Origin of the sequence: Gordonia asplenii, from assembly GCF_012933505.1 — a bacterium.
GTDB lineage: Bacteria > Actinomycetota > Actinomycetes > Mycobacteriales > Mycobacteriaceae > Gordonia > Gordonia asplenii.
On sequence record NZ_JABBNB010000001.1, the window covers coordinates 133,213 to 150,707 of the forward strand.

The 17,495-nt window shown below is 67.4% G+C and carries 18 protein-coding genes; all 18 read left to right on the plus strand.

The features are described 5' to 3' along the window. The first annotated feature begins 69 nt into the window (after positions 1-69). The 18 genes from HH308_RS00600 (at position 70) to HH308_RS00685 (ending at position 17,487) form a co-directional block, all read left to right on the plus strand. A complete protein-coding gene (locus HH308_RS00600) occupies positions 70-1,368 on the plus strand; it encodes an ammonium transporter (RefSeq protein WP_170192549.1) in 1,299 nt (432 codons plus the stop codon). A 243-nt stretch (positions 1,369-1,611) separates the two neighbouring features. Continuing rightward, positions 1,612-1,950, plus strand: coding sequence for a P-II family nitrogen regulator (locus tag HH308_RS00605; RefSeq protein ID WP_170192224.1), 339 nt, complete (start codon positions 1,612-1,614; stop codon positions 1,948-1,950). Positions 1,951-2,160: 210 nt separating this feature from the next. Then, entirely contained in the window at positions 2,161-4,605 is a 2,445-nt protein-coding gene (locus HH308_RS00610; protein ID WP_170192225.1) for a [protein-PII] uridylyltransferase, read from the plus strand. A 9-nt stretch (positions 4,606-4,614) separates the two neighbouring features. Continuing rightward, a complete protein-coding gene (ffh, locus tag HH308_RS00615) occupies positions 4,615-6,198 on the plus strand; it encodes a signal recognition particle protein (RefSeq protein WP_170192226.1) in 1,584 nt (527 codons plus the stop codon). Between the two features lie 10 nt (positions 6,199-6,208). Continuing rightward, positions 6,209-7,291, plus strand: a complete 1,083-nt coding sequence (locus HH308_RS00620) for an amidohydrolase family protein (RefSeq protein WP_170192227.1) — start codon at positions 6,209-6,211, stop codon at positions 7,289-7,291. A 452-nt stretch (positions 7,292-7,743) separates the two neighbouring features. Beyond that, positions 7,744-8,202, plus strand: coding sequence for a 30S ribosomal protein S16 (rpsP, locus tag HH308_RS00625; protein WP_170192228.1), 459 nt, complete (start codon positions 7,744-7,746; stop codon positions 8,200-8,202). Further along, entirely contained in the window at positions 8,199-8,441 is a 243-nt protein-coding gene (locus tag HH308_RS00630) for an RNA-binding protein (RefSeq protein ID WP_007317403.1), read from the plus strand. The genes rpsP and HH308_RS00630 overlap by 4 nt, the downstream gene beginning before the upstream one ends. Before the next feature lie 23 nt (positions 8,442-8,464). Then, positions 8,465-8,986 carry a ribosome maturation factor RimM gene (gene rimM, locus HH308_RS00635; protein ID WP_170192229.1) on the plus strand — a complete coding sequence of 174 codons (522 nt, stop codon included), beginning with the start codon at positions 8,465-8,467 and terminating at the stop codon, positions 8,984-8,986. Between the two features lie 23 nt (positions 8,987-9,009). Further along, a complete protein-coding gene (gene trmD / locus HH308_RS00640; protein WP_170192550.1) occupies positions 9,010-9,684 on the plus strand; it encodes a tRNA (guanosine(37)-N1)-methyltransferase TrmD in 675 nt (224 codons plus the stop codon). An 81-nt stretch (positions 9,685-9,765) separates the two neighbouring features. Beyond that, entirely contained in the window at positions 9,766-10,092 is a 327-nt protein-coding gene (locus HH308_RS00645) for a YbaB/EbfC family nucleoid-associated protein (RefSeq protein WP_246284040.1), read from the plus strand. After that, the gene (locus HH308_RS00650; protein WP_170192230.1) at positions 10,089-11,414 is read left to right on the plus strand and encodes a hypothetical protein; all 1,326 of its coding nucleotides are present in this window, start codon (positions 10,089-10,091) and stop codon (positions 11,412-11,414) included. Before HH308_RS00645 ends, HH308_RS00650 begins: the two co-directional genes overlap by 4 nt. A 165-nt stretch (positions 11,415-11,579) precedes the next feature. Next, the gene (rplS, locus tag HH308_RS00655; RefSeq protein ID WP_170192231.1) at positions 11,580-11,921 is read left to right on the plus strand and encodes a 50S ribosomal protein L19; all 342 of its coding nucleotides are present in this window, start codon (positions 11,580-11,582) and stop codon (positions 11,919-11,921) included. A gap of 18 nt (positions 11,922-11,939) precedes the next feature. Beyond that, positions 11,940-12,836, plus strand: coding sequence for a signal peptidase I (lepB, locus tag HH308_RS00660; protein ID WP_170192232.1), 897 nt, complete (start codon positions 11,940-11,942; stop codon positions 12,834-12,836). Positions 12,837-12,843: 7 nt separating this feature from the next. Then, entirely contained in the window at positions 12,844-13,545 is a 702-nt protein-coding gene (locus HH308_RS00665; RefSeq protein WP_170192233.1) for a ribonuclease HII, read from the plus strand. Continuing rightward, positions 13,542-13,850: a DUF2469 domain-containing protein gene (locus tag HH308_RS00670; protein ID WP_170192234.1), complete on the plus strand. Its 309-nt coding sequence runs from the start codon at positions 13,542-13,544 to the stop codon at positions 13,848-13,850. The genes HH308_RS00665 and HH308_RS00670 overlap by 4 nt, the downstream gene beginning before the upstream one ends. Positions 13,851-13,861: 11 nt before the next feature. Next, positions 13,862-15,433 carry a MutS-related protein gene (locus HH308_RS30340; protein ID WP_170192235.1) on the plus strand — a complete coding sequence of 524 codons (1,572 nt, stop codon included), beginning with the start codon at positions 13,862-13,864 and terminating at the stop codon, positions 15,431-15,433. Next, positions 15,430-16,911, plus strand: coding sequence for a MutS-related protein (locus tag HH308_RS00680; RefSeq protein WP_170192236.1), 1,482 nt, complete (start codon positions 15,430-15,432; stop codon positions 16,909-16,911). Before HH308_RS30340 ends, HH308_RS00680 begins: the two co-directional genes overlap by 4 nt. Before the next feature lie 177 nt (positions 16,912-17,088). After that, positions 17,089-17,487: a YraN family protein gene (locus tag HH308_RS00685; RefSeq protein WP_170192237.1), complete on the plus strand. Its 399-nt coding sequence runs from the start codon at positions 17,089-17,091 to the stop codon at positions 17,485-17,487. Positions 17,488-17,495: the final 8 nt, after the last annotated feature.

Sequence of the window (17,495 nt, forward strand, 5' to 3'; positions counted from 1 at the left end):
GTGACTCAAACCGTGCTGGCGTTGCCAGACAGTGCATTCGGCGTGCCGGACTCCGGCGACACCGCTTGGATGCTCGCCAGTGCAGCGCTCGTGCTGTTGATGACGCCGGCACTGGCGTTCTTCTACGGCGGTCTGTCGCGCAGCAAGTCCGTTCTGAACATGATGATGATGTCGTTCGGCTCCATCGGCACCGTCAGTGTCGTCTACGTGCTGTGGGGCTTCTCGATGTCCTTCGGCAACGGGATCACCGGCGACGACGACATCTGGGGCATCTTCTCCAATCCGTTCGGGCTCTTCGGCTCCGATCAGCTCGCCGAGACGAGAGACGTCGTCAAGGGCGGCGCGACCGTCACCGAGGCGGTCACCGGCGGTCTGACGATTCCGTCGACGGTGTTCCTGGCCTTCCAGCTCACCTTCGCGGTGATCACGGTCGCGCTGATCTCGGGAGCCATCGCCGAACGTGTCAAGTTCTCCACCTGGCTGGTGTTCACCGTGCTGTGGGCCACCGTCGTCTACTTCCCGCTCGCCCACATGGTGTGGGGCGGCGGCATCATGTCCGGCTCGGAGCACGGTTTCGCGTCCTGGCTGTTCGGAACCGTGAAAGACGCGACCGGTAAGGTCAGCGCGGCCGTTCCGCCGATCGACTTCGCCGGTGGAACCGTCGTCCACATCAACGCCGGTATGGCCGGACTGGTTCTGGTACTCGTCGTCGGCAAGCGTCTCGGCTTCGGCAAGACGGCGTTCCGCCCGCACAACATCCCGTTCGTCATGCTCGGCGCCGCGCTCCTGTGGTTCGGGTGGTTCGGGTTCAACGCCGGGTCGGAGCTCAAGGCCGACACCAACGCCGGCATGGTCTGGATCAACACCACCGCCGCCACCGCTGCGGCGATGATCGGCTGGCTGGCGGTGGAATGGGTCCGCGACCGTCACCCCACCAGCGTCGGCGCGGCGTCGGGCGTGGTCGCCGGGCTGGTCGCCATCACCCCCGCCTGTGGTGCCTTGACGCCGGTCGGTTCGCTCGGTCTCGGCGTGATCGCCGGAGCGCTGGCCGCCGTCGCCGTCGGACTGAAGAACAAGTTCGGCTACGACGATTCGCTCGACGTCGTCGGTGTGCACCTGGTCGCCGGCCTGTGGGGCACGGTCGCCATCGGACTGTTCGCCAAGGAAACCGGCCTCCTCTACGGACACGACTACAAGCAGCTCGTCGTGCAGCTCGTGATCGCGGCCTTCGCGCTGACCTTCACCGGCATCCTCACCGCGATCATCGCGGTGGTCCTCAAGCCGCTCGGCTGGCGAGTCAGCACCGACGAAGAGGCACAGGGTATCGATGAGACCGAGCACGCCGAAACCGCCTACGAATATGCCTAGTGCCCCGTGTCGGAAATTCATTGGACGGTATGCCGCGGCCACCTGAACGCCTGGCAGCGTTGTCGTCGGTCGCGATACCTACCGGTATCGCTCCCTCCTCCGCCTTGCCAGCCGTCCAGCTGACTCACGGCAACCGGCCAACAATTTCCGACACGAGACACTAGGGCGCGTCTTCGACAGGGGATGCACCCGGGCATCGGCGCACTGACTACGCTAATTCGTATGGAGAGGACCAATTAACTCATGAAACTCATCACCGCAATTGTCAAGCCGTTCACCCTAGAGGATGTCAAAGCGGGACTCGAACAGGCCGGCATCGTCGGCATGACGGTCAGCGAAGTCCAGGGCTACGGCCGCCAGAAGGGCCACACCGAGGTCTACCGCGGCGCGGAGTACTCGGTCGACTTCGTTCCGAAGGTCCGCGTGGAGGTCGTCGTCGACGACACCGCGGTGGACCGGGTGGTCGAGGTCATCGTCGAGGCGGCCCGCACCGGAAAGATCGGTGACGGAAAGGTCTGGGTGTCGCCGGTCGACTCGGTGGTGCGGGTCCGTACCGGCGAGCGCGGCGCCGAGGCACTCTAGGGTGTGTCTCCCAATTCCCTTTGCGGTCCTCGGCGGCCCGCTGACCGCCTGGCCGCGTTGTCGTCGGTCGCGATAGCTGCCGCTATCGCTCCCTCCTCCGCCTTGCCAGATCGGCCATCGGATCCACCGATGCCTCGCAGAAGAATTGGGAGACACACCCTAGGAGCCCCGCACTCACCACCGCCAAGCCGAGAAAGGGCAACTTCGACAATGAGTACCTCCCCGATCGGCTCGGCCAAAGATCTGACGATCGCCCGCCGTAATCTGTTGGAGCGCAACGCGAGTGGCAAACTCGACGCCCCTGGGCTACGGCGGGCGCTCGGCGATCTGTTCGAATTCTGGCTGGCCACCAAGGCCACCGAACTCGGCATCACCGAACGCAGCGGATTCGCCATCGTCGCCGTCGGCGGCCTCGGGCGGCGTGAAGTGGTGCCGTACTCGGATCTCGATCTGATCCTGCTGCACGACGAGATGAACCCCGACCGCGTCTCCGACGTCGCCGACGGACTCTGGTATCCGCTGTGGGACGCCAACATCGCCCTCGACCACAGCGTCCGGACGGTACCGCAGGCACTCGCGGTGGCCCGCGACGACGTCAGCGCGGCTCTCGGCATGACCGAGGCCCGCCACATCGTGGGCGACGAGGATCTCTCGTCGTTGTTGATCGGTGGAATCCGGCAGCAGTGGCGCACCGATATCCGACGCCGACTGCCCGACGTACTGACTCATGCCCAAGCGCGGTGGCAGCGGGCCGGCGACATCGCCCACCGCACCGAACCCGACCTCAAGAACGGTCGCGGCGGCCTGCGCGACGTGCAGCTCCTCTCGGCGCTGGCCCTCGGCCAGCTCACCGACGGGATGGGGTCGCTGCGGGCCGACTCACCCGGTGCCGCACCGCAATTGGCCTACGCGCGGCTGCTCGACATCCGCACCGAACTGCATCGCATCGCCGGACGGGCGCGTGAGCAGGTGCGCGCGCAAGACGCCGACGAGATCGGAGCCGCGCTGCGCGTCGGCGACCGCTTCGACCTGTCTCGGGTCATCAGCGATGCGTCGCGCACGATCTCCTATGCCGTGGAGGTCGGCATCCGCACGGCGTCGAACTCGGTGCCCCGACGTAGCCTCGCCGCCTTGCGGCGCACCCCGGTCCGCCGCCCCCTGGATGAGGGCGTCGTCGAACATCAAGGGGAGATCGTGTTGGCGCGCAACGCAATTCCCAGCCGGGATGCCGGCCTGGTGTTGCGCGTGGCATCGGCGTCGGCGCGCACCGGCCTGCCCATCGGCGCGTCGACGCTCAACCGCCTCGCCGACTTCGCACCCGAACTGCGTGCGCCGTGGTCGACCGAGGCACGCGACGACCTGATCGGCCTGCTCTCGACCGGGCATCGCATTCTCGGTCCGATCGAAGCACTCGACCGGACCGGATTGTGGGGGCGCCTGCTACCCGAGTGGGGAGCGGTCCGCGACCTGCCGCCGCGCGACGCGATCCACACCTGGACCGTCGACCGGCACCTTGTGGAGACCGTCGCCTACGCCGCGACGATGACCACGCGGGTCGCGCGCCCGGACTTGTTGCTGCTCGGCGCGCTCATCCACGACCTCGGCAAGGGGCGCGACGCCGACCACAGCGTCGTCGGGGCCGAACTCGCGGTGGCCATCGGCCAGCGGATGGGCCTGTGGCCGCAGGACACCGAGACACTCGCGGCGATGGTCCGTCATCATCTGCTGTTGCCGCAGATCGCGACCCGCCGCGACCTCGGTGACCCGGCCACCGCGGCCGAGGTCGCTTACAAACTCGGCCATGACCGGCAGCTCCTCGAATTGTTGGCGGTTCTGGCCGAGGCCGACTCCAAGGCCACCGGACCCGGCGTGTGGGGCGACTGGAAGGCCTCGCTGATCGCCGAACTGGTCCGCCGGACCAGCGCGCTGATCGAAGGGGACGAGCCGCCCGCGCCCGAACCGTTGTCCGACGAGCTCAAGGCGCTGGCCGAAGCGGGCGGTTTCGCCGTCACCTTGACCCACACCCCCGACGGCCCGCACACCCATCTGGTGACCATGGTCGCGCCGGACCGCCCCGGATTGCTTGCGAAGATGGCGGGTGTGCTGGCACTGGCCGGACTACGGGTGCAGGCCGCCACCGTCAACGGGCACGCGGGCAGCGCCGTGAACACCTTCCGGGTGGTCCCACGGTTCGGCGAGCCACCACAGGATGTGCTCCTGCGCCAGCAGTTGATCGCCGCCGTCGACGGCAAACTCGACGTCGGGACGAAACTCGCCGAGCGCGCCGCCGCCGAGGAGACGTCGCGGCCGGTCGGGCTGAGCAAAGAAGAAGGCTTGCCGGCCCTGTTCGGCGTGGCACCGCCGAGGACGACGTGGACCCACCCCCGCGCCGACGTCTCCGTCCTGGAACTGCGCGCCCCCGACGCCGTCGGACTGCTCAGCAAGGTGACCGGAATCATCGAACGGCGTGGCGGGGAAGTGGTGTGGGCCACCGCGACCACGCTGGGCGGAACCGTCGTGGACAACTTCGGGCTGCGCCTGACCGGCGACGCCGAGCGGGCCAGGCAGCGCATCGAGGCCGAGGTCGTCGCGGCTACGTCGCCGCCTCGGGTGAACACCGACACTGACGACGTCGCAGATCAAGCGCTCACGTAGCCTAGAGGAATGTTTGATTCGCTCTCCGATCGCTTGACCGGTGTACTTTCCGACCTGCGCGGAAAGGGGCGCCTGTCCGACGCCGACATCGACCGGACCTGCCGGGAGATCCGCCTCGCACTGCTCGAAGCGGACGTCTCGCTGCCCGTGGTGCGCACGTTCATCGCCAAGATCAAAGAACGCGCCAAGGGCGCCGAGGTCTCCGGTGCCCTCAACCCGGCGCAGCAGGTCGTCAAGATCGTCAACGAAGAACTCATCGGCATCCTCGGCGGTGAGACCCGGCGGATCAGCCTCGCCAAGACACCGCCGACGGTCATCATGCTCGCCGGTCTGCAGGGCGCCGGTAAGACCACGCTGGCCGGCAAGCTGGGCAACTGGCTGATCAAGCAGGGCCACACCCCGATGCTCGTCGCCTGCGACCTTCAGCGCCCCGGTGCGGTGTCGCAGCTGCAGATCGTGGGTGAGCGCGCGGGCGTGCCGGTGTTCGCACCGCACGCCGGAACCGGCGTCGGCGGCGAGGGTGCCCTCGGAGTCAGCGCGGGCGATCCGGTCGCCGTCGCGCGGGCGGGCGTCGAGCAGGCCCGCACCGAGCAGCGCGACGTCGTGATCATCGACACCGCGGGCCGCCTCGGCCTCGACGACGAGTTGATGCAGCAGGCCTCCGACATCCGCGCCGCCACCGACCCCGACGAAGTCCTGTTCGTCGTCGACGCCATGATCGGCCAGGACGCGGTGACCACCGCCCAGGCCTTCGCCGACGGCGTCGGATTCACCGGCGTGGTCCTCACCAAGCTCGACGGCGACGCGCGCGGCGGCGCGGCACTGTCGGTGCGTGAGGTCACCGGCCAACCGATCATGTTCGCGTCGTCGGGGGAGAAGCTCGACGACTTCGACGTCTTCCACCCGGACCGGATGGCCAGCCGCATCCTCGGCATGGGCGACGTGCTGTCGCTCATCGAGCAGGCCGAATCCCATTGGGACGCACAGCAAGCCGAGGAAGCCGCGGCCAAGATCGTCGGCGGCGAACTGACCCTCGAGGACTTCCTCGAACAGATGTTGATGATCCGCAAGATGGGGCCGATCGGCAACATCCTGGGCATGCTGCCCGGCGCCGGGCAGATGAAGGACGCGATCGCCGCGGTCGACGACAAGCAGCTCGACCGCGTCCAGGCGATCATCCGCGGCATGACGCCCGCCGAGCGCGCCAACCCGAAGATCATCAACGCGTCGCGCCGCCTGCGTATCGCCAACGGTTCGGGCGTCACCGTCACCGACGTCAACCAGCTCGTCGACCGCTTCTTCGAAGCCCGCAAGATGATGGCGCAGATGTCCGGCCGGATGGGCATGGGCGGGATCAACCGCCGCTCCAAGAACAAGAACAAGGGCAAGGGCGGCAAGAAGGGCCGCGGCAAGGGACGTGGACCCACACCGCCGAAGGCGCGGGGAGGCTTCCCCGGAATGCCGGGGATGCCCGCGGGGTTCCCCGATCTGTCGGGCATGCCGGCCGGCCTCGACGAACTGCCGCCGGGCCTGCAGGGCATCGACTTCGACGCTATCGACGTCTCGAAATTCCAGCAGCCCAAGAACAAGTAGCGTCGCGACGATGAGTGACACCGCGGTCCGGCACTACGGCGGACGAGATCCTTTCACCGGTGAGCGCCTCGACCTGTGGGTGCACGACGGCATCATCGCCCGCGAACCGGTGCCCGGCGCGGTCACCGTCGTCGACGACGCCTGGCTGATCCCGGGGCTGGTCGATGCCCACAACCACGTCGGCATCGCCCCCGGACTCGGTGTGACCGTCGAGCAGGCGCGGGTCTCGGCCTACGCCGACGCGCGGGCGGGCACGTTGCTCATCCGCGAGGTGGGGTCACCGCTGGACACCCATCCGCTCGATGCAGATCCGTTGTGCCCCAGGTTCATCCGGTCCGGCAAACACATCGCGCGAACCAAGCGGTACCTGCGTGACTACGGCATCGACCTCGACGACCCCGACGAATTGGCCGCCGAGGTCACCCGGCAGGCCGCCGACGGCGACGGGTGGGTCAAGATCGTCGGCGACTGGATCGACCGCGACCTCGGCGATCTGGCCCCGCTGTGGACGTCGACCCAGCTGCGGGCCGCGGTGGCCGCCGCGCATGACGCGGGTGTCAAGATCACCGCGCACGTGTTCGGGACGGACGCGCTCGACGATCTGATCGACGCGGGCGTCGACTGCATCGAACACGGAACCGGGCTGCGGCCCGATCACCTCGACAAACTCGTTGAGCGCTCAATCGCCCTGGTGCCCACCATGATTCAGGTCGACAACTTCCCGGCGATCGCCGCCGGCGCCGACCGCTTCCCGACCTACCGGGCGAATATGCTCGCGCTGCACGACAATGCGAGCGAGGTGTTCGCGGCTGCCCGGGAGGCCGGGGTGGCGATGTTCGCCGGCACCGACGCGGGCGGCTTCGTCGAACACGGCCGCATCGTCGACGAGATCGAAGCCATGGCCGCACTCGGCTTCGGGCCGCGCGAGGCGCTGTGGCAGGCGTCGGTCGCGCCGCGGCAGTGGCTCGGTGCCGGGCTGCTCGACGACGGCGACCGTGCCGACTTCCTGGTGCTCGACGCCGATCCGACCGTCGACCCGAGTACCCTGCGCCGTCCGAAAGCGGTGGTGAGCTCCGGCGTCGAATTGACGTAGCGGGCAAATCCGATGTGAAGGCCCGGTTTCGACCCTCGATGAGCGTCGGAACCGGGCCTTCGCGTCGGAAATACAGATCCGGTGACAAATGTGACCAGGCGGGCTGGACGTTGATATTACTAGTTGGTAAGATAGCTCCAGCGTTGCGCGACCTGGTGTGAAGTTCTGGGGGTCGCCACGAGGTCGCCGGGGTCGCAGGCCCCGGCGATCGCCGTTGAAGTCGGTGTCAACGTCGGTGTGGTTACCCCGCGCGGGGTGGGGTAACCACACACACTTTCCGTCTCGCCCGCTCGGGGCGATTTCTCTTTCCGCCGGCAGATCTGGCAGAATTACCCGCTGGTTCGTCGGTCGCGGTTACGCACCGCCCGACGGTCACACCACAAGCACCGCAAAACCGGGCCCGCCATCCGGCGGCGTCGCTGAATTGCGCCGTGACCATCGAAGGAATACACATGGCTGTCAAGATCAAGCTCACCCGCCTGGGCAAGATTCGCAACCCGCAGTACCGCATCGTCGTCGCCGACTCGCGCACCCGCCGCGACGGCCGCGTGATCGAGACCATCGGCAAGTACCACCCGAAGGAAGAGCCGAGCCTCATCGAGGTCGACTCCGAGCGCGCACAGTACTGGCTGGGCGTCGGCGCACAGCCGACCGATCCGGTAGCCGCCATCCTCAAGGTGACCGGTGACTGGCAGAAGTTCAAGGGCCTGCCGGGCGCTGAAGGCACCCTGAAGGTCGCCGCGCCGAAGGCCAGCAAGCTCGACCTGTTCAACGCCGCACTCGCGGCCGCCGACAACGAGCCGGTCGCCGCCGCGACCACCCCGAAGAAGAAGGCCGCCAAGAAGGACGAGGCTGCCGACGAGGCCAAGGCCGACGACGCTGCCGCCGAGGGTGACAAGGCCGACGCGTGAGCGCAGTCGTCGCTGATGCCGTCGAACACCTCGTTCGCGGCATCGTGTCCAACCCCGACGACGTCCGGGTCGAGATGATCACCGGCCGTCGGGGCCGGATGGTCGAGGTGCACGTGCACCCCGACGATCTCGGCAAGGTCATCGGTCGCAACGGCCGCACCGCGACCGCCCTGCGCACCCTCGTCGGTGGCATCGGCGGCCGGGGCGTCCGCGTCGACATCGTCGACACCGACCGCTGACCGGCAGTACTTCAGGCGCGCACGTGGATCTCGTCGTCGGCCGAGTGGTCAAATCACACGGTATTCGTGGAGAGCTCGTCGTCGATGTGCGCACCGACGACCCCGATGTGCGCTTCGCGCCGGGGGTCACCCTGCGTGGGCGCGCCCCGCGCGGTGGTGGCGAGAACATCTATACGGTGGCAGCCGCCCGGAGTCATTCCGGGCGGCTGTTGCTGTCGCTTACGCAGGTCACCGACCGCACCACCGCCGACGCGATGCGCGGGGTGCTCTTCCTGATCGACGCCGCCGACGTCTCCTCCGGCGACGACCCGGACGAGTTCTACGACCACGAACTCGAGGGCGTGCAAGTGGTCACCGTCGACGGCGATCCGGTCGGCGTCGTCGAAGAAATTCTGCATCTCGGGGCGTCGGATCTGTTGTCGGTGCGTTCCGCCGACGGTCGGGAACTGTTGATTCCGTTCGTCGCGGAAATCGTGCCGGAGTGCTCCACCGAGCAGATCGTCATCGATCCGCCGGACGGCTTGCTCACTCCCGAGCAGTGGTGATGTCGGACCCCGCGCCGTCGACGATGCGCATCGACGTCGTGTCGATCTTCCCCGACTACCTCGAACCGCTGCGAGTTGCCTTGTTGGGCAAGGCGATCGACAAGGGACTGCTCAGCGTCGCAGTGCACGATCTGCGTGACTGGGCCACCGACGTACACCGCAGCGTCGACGACTCGCCCTACGGCGGCGGGCCCGGAATGGTCATGAAACCGCAGGTGTGGGGCCCGTGCCTCGACGACGTCTGCCCCGATGACGCGCTCCTCGTCGTCCCCACGCCGGCGGGCGTGCCGTTCACCCAGGCCACCGCGCAGCGCTGGAGTACCGAGCGCCACCTCGTCTTCGCGTGCGGCCGCTACGAGGGCATCGACCAGCGCGTCTTCGACGACGCCGCACGGCGGGTCCGCGTGGAAGAGGTGTCGATTGGCGACTTCGTGCTGATCGGCGGGGAGGTTGCGGTACTCGCAATGGTGGAGGCGACCGTGCGCCTGGTGCCCGGCGTCCTCGGCAACCCGGCGTCGCACCAGGAGGATTCATTCTCCGACGGACTGCTCGAAGGGCCGTCGTACACCCGCCCGGAGACTTGGCGGGAATTGTCGGTGCCGCCCGTGCTGCTTAGCGGCGACCACGCGAAAGTGGCCGCGTGGCGGCGGGAACAGTCTCTGCTGCGGACTGCTCAGCGACGTCCAGACCTGTTGTAACGCAACGTCTTCCGTCGATCGGTGACCCTTTTGTCCGACCCGTGGCATAAGGTGCGGGGAGGGTGGAGCCGGGGAGGCGTGATGAACGGGGAACAACTGCGGACCGAATTGGCGGGTCGGCGCGCGGAATTCGACAGACTCGCCGAGGCGACGTCGCGGCTGACCGCCGATGCGGCCAGTCGCGATCAGTTGGTGTCGGTGCAGATCAATGCCCGCGGGTTGCTGAGGAGTCTGCGAATCGAACCGGCGGCACTGCGACGGTATCGGGCCGACCAACTGGCTGCCGAAATCCTCGCGCTGGTACAGGCCGCCGACGAGAAGATCGCCGCGGTCCGGAACCGAATGATCGCCGCCACCGTCCAAGAAGGCAACGATTATTCGCAGCAGCCGGGAGGACAGTCACAATGACCGCCGAATCGACGATGATCCACGACGCCGAGTCGTGGCGCGGCACCGCAGCGCGACTGACGGTGTTGCGCGACGACGTCGCGGCGTTGGCACGCCAGGTCGCCGGCCTCGACTACGGTCCCGCGCTCGGCGGCGACGCGGGAGGCAGGAGCGCGCACGGCGACGTCGCCGCCATGCACGCGCACGTCGTCGATTCGCTGCGACGGTGTGCGGCACAGTTGGGTGCGTATGCCCACGACGTCACGCAGGGCAGTCGGCGGATCATCGACGCCGACGGCGGGTCGGGCGTTACGTCGGACGTGGGCGTTACGGTACCGATGTCCAACGAGTCCTGGAGAACTCTTGCGGTGCAGCAGGATTCGTATAGTCACGCCACGGTGCCGCCGATTGTCGATGAACTCGCGCCCGGCCGGTGGCCCACCGCCGACAGCGCCGGTCTCCTGCGCGCGGCCGCTGCGTTGCGAGGCGACGCACGGCAGTTGACCAACGTCGACCTGCTCGGTCCCGGACTCTCGCGCGGGCGCGCGGTCGACGCCATGTCCGACACCGTCGGATCGATCGTTCAAAGTCCCGACGGTGTCGTCGCATACGCGGCACGGTCGATGGTCGGTCTCGCCGATGCGCTGCAGTCCTACGCCGACGCGGCGTCGACGACCCGTGACCACATGTCCACGATCGCCGCGCGCGTCGACCTCGATCGAGCCCGCGGACGGCTGCTCGCTCAGCTCGGCGGCGAGTCGGCGCTCGTCGAACCGGCCGCGGCCGGACGGCTCGCGCTGTCGGAGTCGGCCGAGCACTACCGCAGTCGCGTCGAGGACATCGGTCGGCGGCATGAGCCGAGCGCATCGCCGGGTGGCGGTAGCCCGTCGGGCCTCGGCGCGGTGGTCGCCGGCGTGGGCGGGGCGATGGCCGGTGCCGGTGGCTCGGCGATCCGTCGTCGGGCGGCACGATCGCGGCCCGACGTCGACGTCGAGTACCTTCGACGCCGTGCCGAGCATCTCGCGCAGCGGTTGCCCGCGACGCTCGGTGTCGCGATGTCGGTCGGGATCGCGCTCACCGAAGCCGACGAACAGATCGTGGTCGTCACGACCAGCGACGACCACGACTACCTCCGTCCCGGTGTGACGCTGGAGTCCGACGAGACATTCGCCGGGTGCGGCCGCGCGCCGGAGCTGACGCTGTTGCACCTGTGTGCGCAACTTCGCGTCGACCTGGCCGCCGTCGCGTCGACCACCCCCGCGCCCGAACAGATCGCCGAGACCCTGGCGGCGCGGAGGGTGCGCGTCGTGGCACCACGGGGTGATTTCGTCCTGACCGGGTAGATCTGGCACAATAGACGGGTTGCTCGTCGCCGGTTGCCCATGTGGTCGCACGCGGCGGGTTGCGCCATGACATAGAGCATGAACCGGCTCGGCCCACTGCGCAGGCAGATCGCGGACGCCAGGTTCCTCTACTCACGCTAACGCAAGAACAGGACCGACACTTCAATGCAGACTCTGGATTTTCTCGACAAGCAGTCGCTGCGCGACGACATCCCCCACTTCTCCGCGGGTGACACCCTCGACGTTCACGTCAAGGTCATCGAAGGCTCGAAAGAGCGCGTGCAGGTGTTCAAGGGCATCGTGATCCGCCGTCAGGGCGGCGGCGTCCGCGAGACGTTCACCGTCCGCAAGGTCTCGTTCGGCGTCGGCGTGGAGCGCACCTTCCCGGTGCACAGCCCCAACATCGCCAAGATCGACGTGCTGACCCGCGGTGACGTGCGTCGCGCCAAGCTGTACTACGTCCGCGACCTGCGCGGCAAGGCAGCCAAGATCAAAGAGAAGCGCTGACCCGACTACTCTGGCGTCGTGGCTAATTCACCCGGCAGACACGCTTCAGACGACCAACACCCCGAGGCGAGCGAACCGCTCGCCCGGGGTGTTGTCGATGAAGGGGACCAGTCAGACAGTGCCCGCAAGCCGTGGCACACCAAGGACGATTCCGGCGACGGCAAGCGCGGCAAGGGCGGCAAGAACAAGAGCAGTTCGTTCCTGCGCGAGACGGCCATCATCGTCGGGTCGGTGCTCGCGGTCATGTTCGTCCTGACGACCTTCATCGGACGTCAGTACGTCATTCCGTCGGAGTCGATGGAGTCGACGCTGCACGGATGCGAGGGCTGCACCAACGACCGCATCGTGACCGACAAGCTGACCTACCGGTTCGGCGATCCGCAACCCGGCGACGTCGTGGTGTTCAAGGTGCCCGACTCGTGGGACGAGGCGTACGCGTCGACTCGGTCATCGAACGTGGTGATCCACAAGATTCAAGATGCGTTGTCGTGGTTCGGTTTTGCGCCGCCGGACGAGAACGACTACGTCAAGCGCGTGATCGCGGTCGGCGGGCAGACCGTCGAGTGCCGCAACGCTGCCGGAGTCGGCGTGACCGTCAACGGCAAGGCGCTGCACGAGCCCTACGTCGACATGGCGCTGCAACGCAAGGTCGGCGGCGACCAGTTGAACAGCTGCCTGGGACCGGACTTCGGCCCCGTCAAGATTCCCGACGGACAGGTGTGGGTGATGGGCGACAACCGGATGCAGTCGTCGGACTCGCGCTACCACATGGACTACCTGCCCGGCAGCACCGAGGCCCGCGGCTACAGCACCGGCGGCTGGGTCCCGGTGGGCAATATCCGCGGTAAGGTCCGCACCATCATCTTCCCGTTCTCCCGGATGGGCGGTGTCGGCGCGATCAATCCGCAGCAATGAGCGGTCGATGACCTCGAAAACCGGCGTCGTGCGCGCCGATCGATGGCCGCCGCGGTCGCCGGTGCGACGGGCGGCGAGCTTGCGCACTTTTGAATTCGCGTTGCACCGCAACGGGTTAGGGCCGGTCGCCGGCGTCGACGAAGCGGGGCGGGGCGCGTGTGCGGGACCCCTCGTCGTGGCGGCGTGCGTGCTCAAGCCGACGCAGCTGGTGTCACTCGCCGAGCTCGACGACTCGAAGAAACTGACCGAGAAGATGCGTGAAGCGCTCTACCGGTCGGTGACGAAGTATGCGTTGTCATATGCCGCGGTGGTCATTCCGGCCGCCGAGATCGACCGGATCGGCATCCACGTCGCCAACATCGAGGGCATGCGGCGGGCGATCAGCGGTCTGGACGTCACTCCCGGGTACGTCCTGTCCGACGGATTCGCGGTGCCGGGGCTCACCGTGCCGTCCTTGCCGGTGATCGGCGGCGACGGTGCCGCGGCGTGCATCGCGGGCGCCAGCATCATCGCGAAGGTGACCCGCGATCGCATCATGACAGCCCTCGACGACGACTATCCCGGGTACTCCTTCGCAGTTCACAAGGGGTACAGCACCAGCGTGCACATGGACAGCCTGGACCGGCTCGGCCCCTGCGCCCAGCATCGGATGTCCTACCGGAACGTCGCCGCACGGGCGCTCAACGCGGGAAGTAGGCTAGACGGATGAGCGCTGAGGACCTCGAAAAGTACGAAACCGAGATGGAACTCTCGCTATACCGTGAGTACAAGGACATCGTCGGGCAGTTCACCTACGTGGTGGAGACGGAACGTCGCTTCTACCTGGCGAATTCGGTCGAGTTGGTGCCCCGCAACGCCGACGGCGAAGTGTATTTCGAACTGCGGATGAGCGATGCCTGGGTGTGGGACATGTACCGGCCGGCCCGGTTCGTCAAGCAGGTGCGCGTGGTCACCTTCAAGGACGTGAACATCGAGGAGCTGGAGAAGCCGGAACTGCGGCTGCCGGACAACTGAGTGTTGCGACAGTGCCTGTGCGCGAGCCGTTTCCGAGTCTGCTGTTCGCGGCCGACCCGGGCGGACTCGTGGGCTGGCAACCGTATTTCGACGATCTGAACCTGCAGCCGGTGCTGTCCGCGGTGACCACCGACACCGTCCTGTGGCCGCTGTACTGCAGCGTGGTCGATCGGATGTCGATACGACTGCGGCACAGTGTGTTTCGTGACTTCGACGCCAATGCGGCGCTGGTCCGGGCGGTGGATGCGTTCGTCGCCGACATGGCCGAGGTGCGGCGCTTGTCGGCGCTCTCGCACCGCGTCCACAACCCGTACGAGGCGATGGGCTGGCATCTCGACGCCGGCGAGCACTACGTCGGCGCGGTGCGCCGACTCCTCGCGGGACTCATTGCGGCACAACCACAGTCGCCGCCGATGACCCAGTTGGCGGCCCGGCTGAGCGTGTTCGTCACCGAACCCGCGCACGCCGACATGGCCGACGCCGCCGCACGGATCCGGGCCGCCCTGGCGGGGCTGCGCTACAACATCGCGGTGTCGCGGGACAACGTGAGCGTCACCGGATTTCACAGCGAACCCGATTTCACCATCCGAACCAGGGCGATGCTGGACCGCTTTCTCGGCGATGGGATCGACGAGTTCTCCGCGCGGTTGCGCGCACCCGACGCCGGCGCGGAGGCCGTGCGGCACGCGGACCTCAGCGCCGTCGAATCGCAGATCCTCACCGGAGTGGGACGGCTGTTTCCGCAGGAGTTCGCCGATCTCGCCGCCTTCTGCGCCGACACCGCAGACATCGTGGATCCGCGTATCGCGGCAATGGAGGCCGAGCTGAGGTTCTTCACCTCCTACCGGGCGTTCATCGCGATGCTCACCGCGCACGACGAGCGCATCGAGTTCTGTTATCCGCAGATCGACGACGTTCCGCGGGCGTCGACCTGGATCGACGACGCCTACGACGTCGCCCTGCTGCTCAGCAACGTGCGTTCGGCGGATCCGGAACCGTTGGTGCGCAACGATTTCGGGTTGGAACCCGACGAGTGGGCGGCCATCGTATCCGGGCCCAATCAAGCCGGGAAGACAACCTTCGCGCGGATGATCGGCCAGGTGCATCACCTCGCCGCGATCGGTGTTCCGGTCCCGGCGCGACGGGCCCGCCTGCGCCCGATCGTCACGATCTTCACACACTTCGAACGTGCTCAGTCGGCGGTCAGCGATCGGGGCAGGCTCGCCGAGGAGTTGACGCGACTGGCCGACATCGTGCACCACAGCGACGCCGGGGCACTGGTGATCTTGAACGACAGCCTCGCCTCGACGTCGCGCGCGGATGCGGCGGCGCTGAGCAGCGCCGTGCTGGACAAGCTCAGCGGAAGCTGTGCGGCCTGCGTCTATGTGACGGCGGTCGGGGCGCCGGCGTCGTCGCGGGCGCCCGGAACGGTGAGTCTGGTCAGCGCGGTCGATCCCGACGACCCCGCGCGGCGAACGTTTCGGATCGAGCGCAGCTCGGCGCCCGGCACCGCGTATGCGACGGCGATCGCCGCGAAGTACCGGTTGACGTACGACGGCGTGCGCAACAGGCTTGCACCATGAGGGTCCGGCTGATGTTCGTCGATCGGGACTCCGACGTCACCGCCCGCGCCCCCGACGGCGCACACGAAGTGATCGCCGACCTCGGTTTGGCGCCGGTGATCGGTGCGATGGGCGGCGACGACCCGTATCTGTGCAAGGTCGCGACGGTTGCGCTGTTCGACGTGACCACCCCGGCGTCGATCATCTACCGGCAGCAGGCGGTGGCAGACGCGGCGTCGAATGTGCAGACCGTCCGCGCGGCGTATCGGTTGGCCGTCACAGCGGGCGATGAACTGAGCAAACACGTGCGGATCGCGATCGGCCGAACCTCGCCGGAGCGGTTCATGTACCGCTCGCGCGCCGCGGTGGAAATTCTCACCCGGCGGCTGGGCGAATTGGTCGCACTGGCGCGGGCACAGCGTCGGGGATTCACCTCACCGGCGTTCGTGGGGTTGTGGTCGTATCTGCTCGACACCTTCGACGACCGGTACCTGGCGCAGGTGCGCAGCCACCTCGGCGAACTGGAATTCCGGCGGGGGATCCTGATGAGTGCAGGGCTGGGGCGGGGGAACGCGCCGACCGACTACCTGGTGCGGGAACCACGGCGCGCCCTGGGGCGAGGCGTGATCGGGGGCGGATACGGATTTCGCGTCGATCGCCACGACGCGACCGCCAGCGAATTGCTCGGCGACGTGCGCGGCCGAGGACTGCACGAGGTGGCTGGAGTGCTCGCCGAGGCGGCGGACAACCTGGAACGGTTCTTCGCGATTCTGCAGTGGGAACTCGGCTTCTACCTCGGCGCGGTGCGGCTGTATTCGACCCTGGACGAACTCGGCGGACCGGTGTGCTTCCCGATACCGGGTGAGGCGGAGTCGACCCGGTGGCGATGCCGTGGCCTGTACGACGCCGGGCCGGTGCTGCGCAGGGTCGGGCCGATGGTCGGCAACGACGTCGACGCGTCGGGCACGAGTCTGATGATGGTCACCGGTGCCAATCAGGGCGGAAAGTCGATGTTCCTGCGCAGCGTCGGCGTCGCGCAGCTGATGATGCAGGCCGGACTGCCTGTTGCCGCAACGGAATTCATCGCGCCTGTCCGGTCGGGTGTGCATACGCATTTTCCTCGTGCGGAGGATCCGACGATGACGAAGGGACACCTCGACGAGGAACTGGAACGGATGAGCAGGATCGTCGACCGGCTGAGGCCGGGAGCGCTGATCCTGCTCGACGAATCGTTCGCGTCGACCAACGAACACGAGGCGACCGGCCTCGCGGCGGAGATCGTCGCCGCACTGATCGCATCGGGCCATCACGTCTGCTATGTGACGCATATGTACGAATTGGCGCGCCGATTCTACGACGCGCGCGTCGGGCATTTCCTACGGGCGCAACGACGCGACGACGAGTCGCGAACGTTCCGGCTGGTCGAATCGGGACCGATCGAAACGAGCTACGGGGCCGACCTGTACCGGGCGGCGTTCGGCGAGGAGTTGGGGGAATAGGACAGTTGTCTTACATTTTGTGAGACAGCTGCGCGACATGGAGTCACGGCGTGCGTGGTGACGCTCGGTCTCTGACAAGCCAACAGGTCGCCACCGTAAGTCGGTTATCCACAGGTCCGACTTGCGCGCTCCGATTCTCCAGCGGTCGTGTCGCCTCGTCATGTCATCGTCGACGCCATGGGGAGCAACAGCGCGCCGGCGTCGAATCGGCGGGGACCGATCGGGCAACTCGGCGAGCAGATGGCCGCGGCACACTGTGAGAAACTCGGCTGGGTTGTGCTGGAACGCAATTGGCGCAATCGGTACGGCGAACTGGACATCATCGCGGCCGACGGCGCCAAACTCGTCGTCGTCGAGGTGAAGACCCGCTCGACCGACAAGTTCAGTGACGCGGCGCAAGCGGTGACACCGGCCAAACTGGCCCGGATGCGCAGGTTGACCCGAATGTGGTTGGCCGCGCAGGAACGGCATTGGTCGGGAATCCGATTCGACGTGATCGCGGTGCATTTGAACCTGTCGGCGCCGCCCGGCGGTCAGCTGGTCGACCTCCGTCATCATCGCGGTGTGTACGCGTAGGAGCGGGC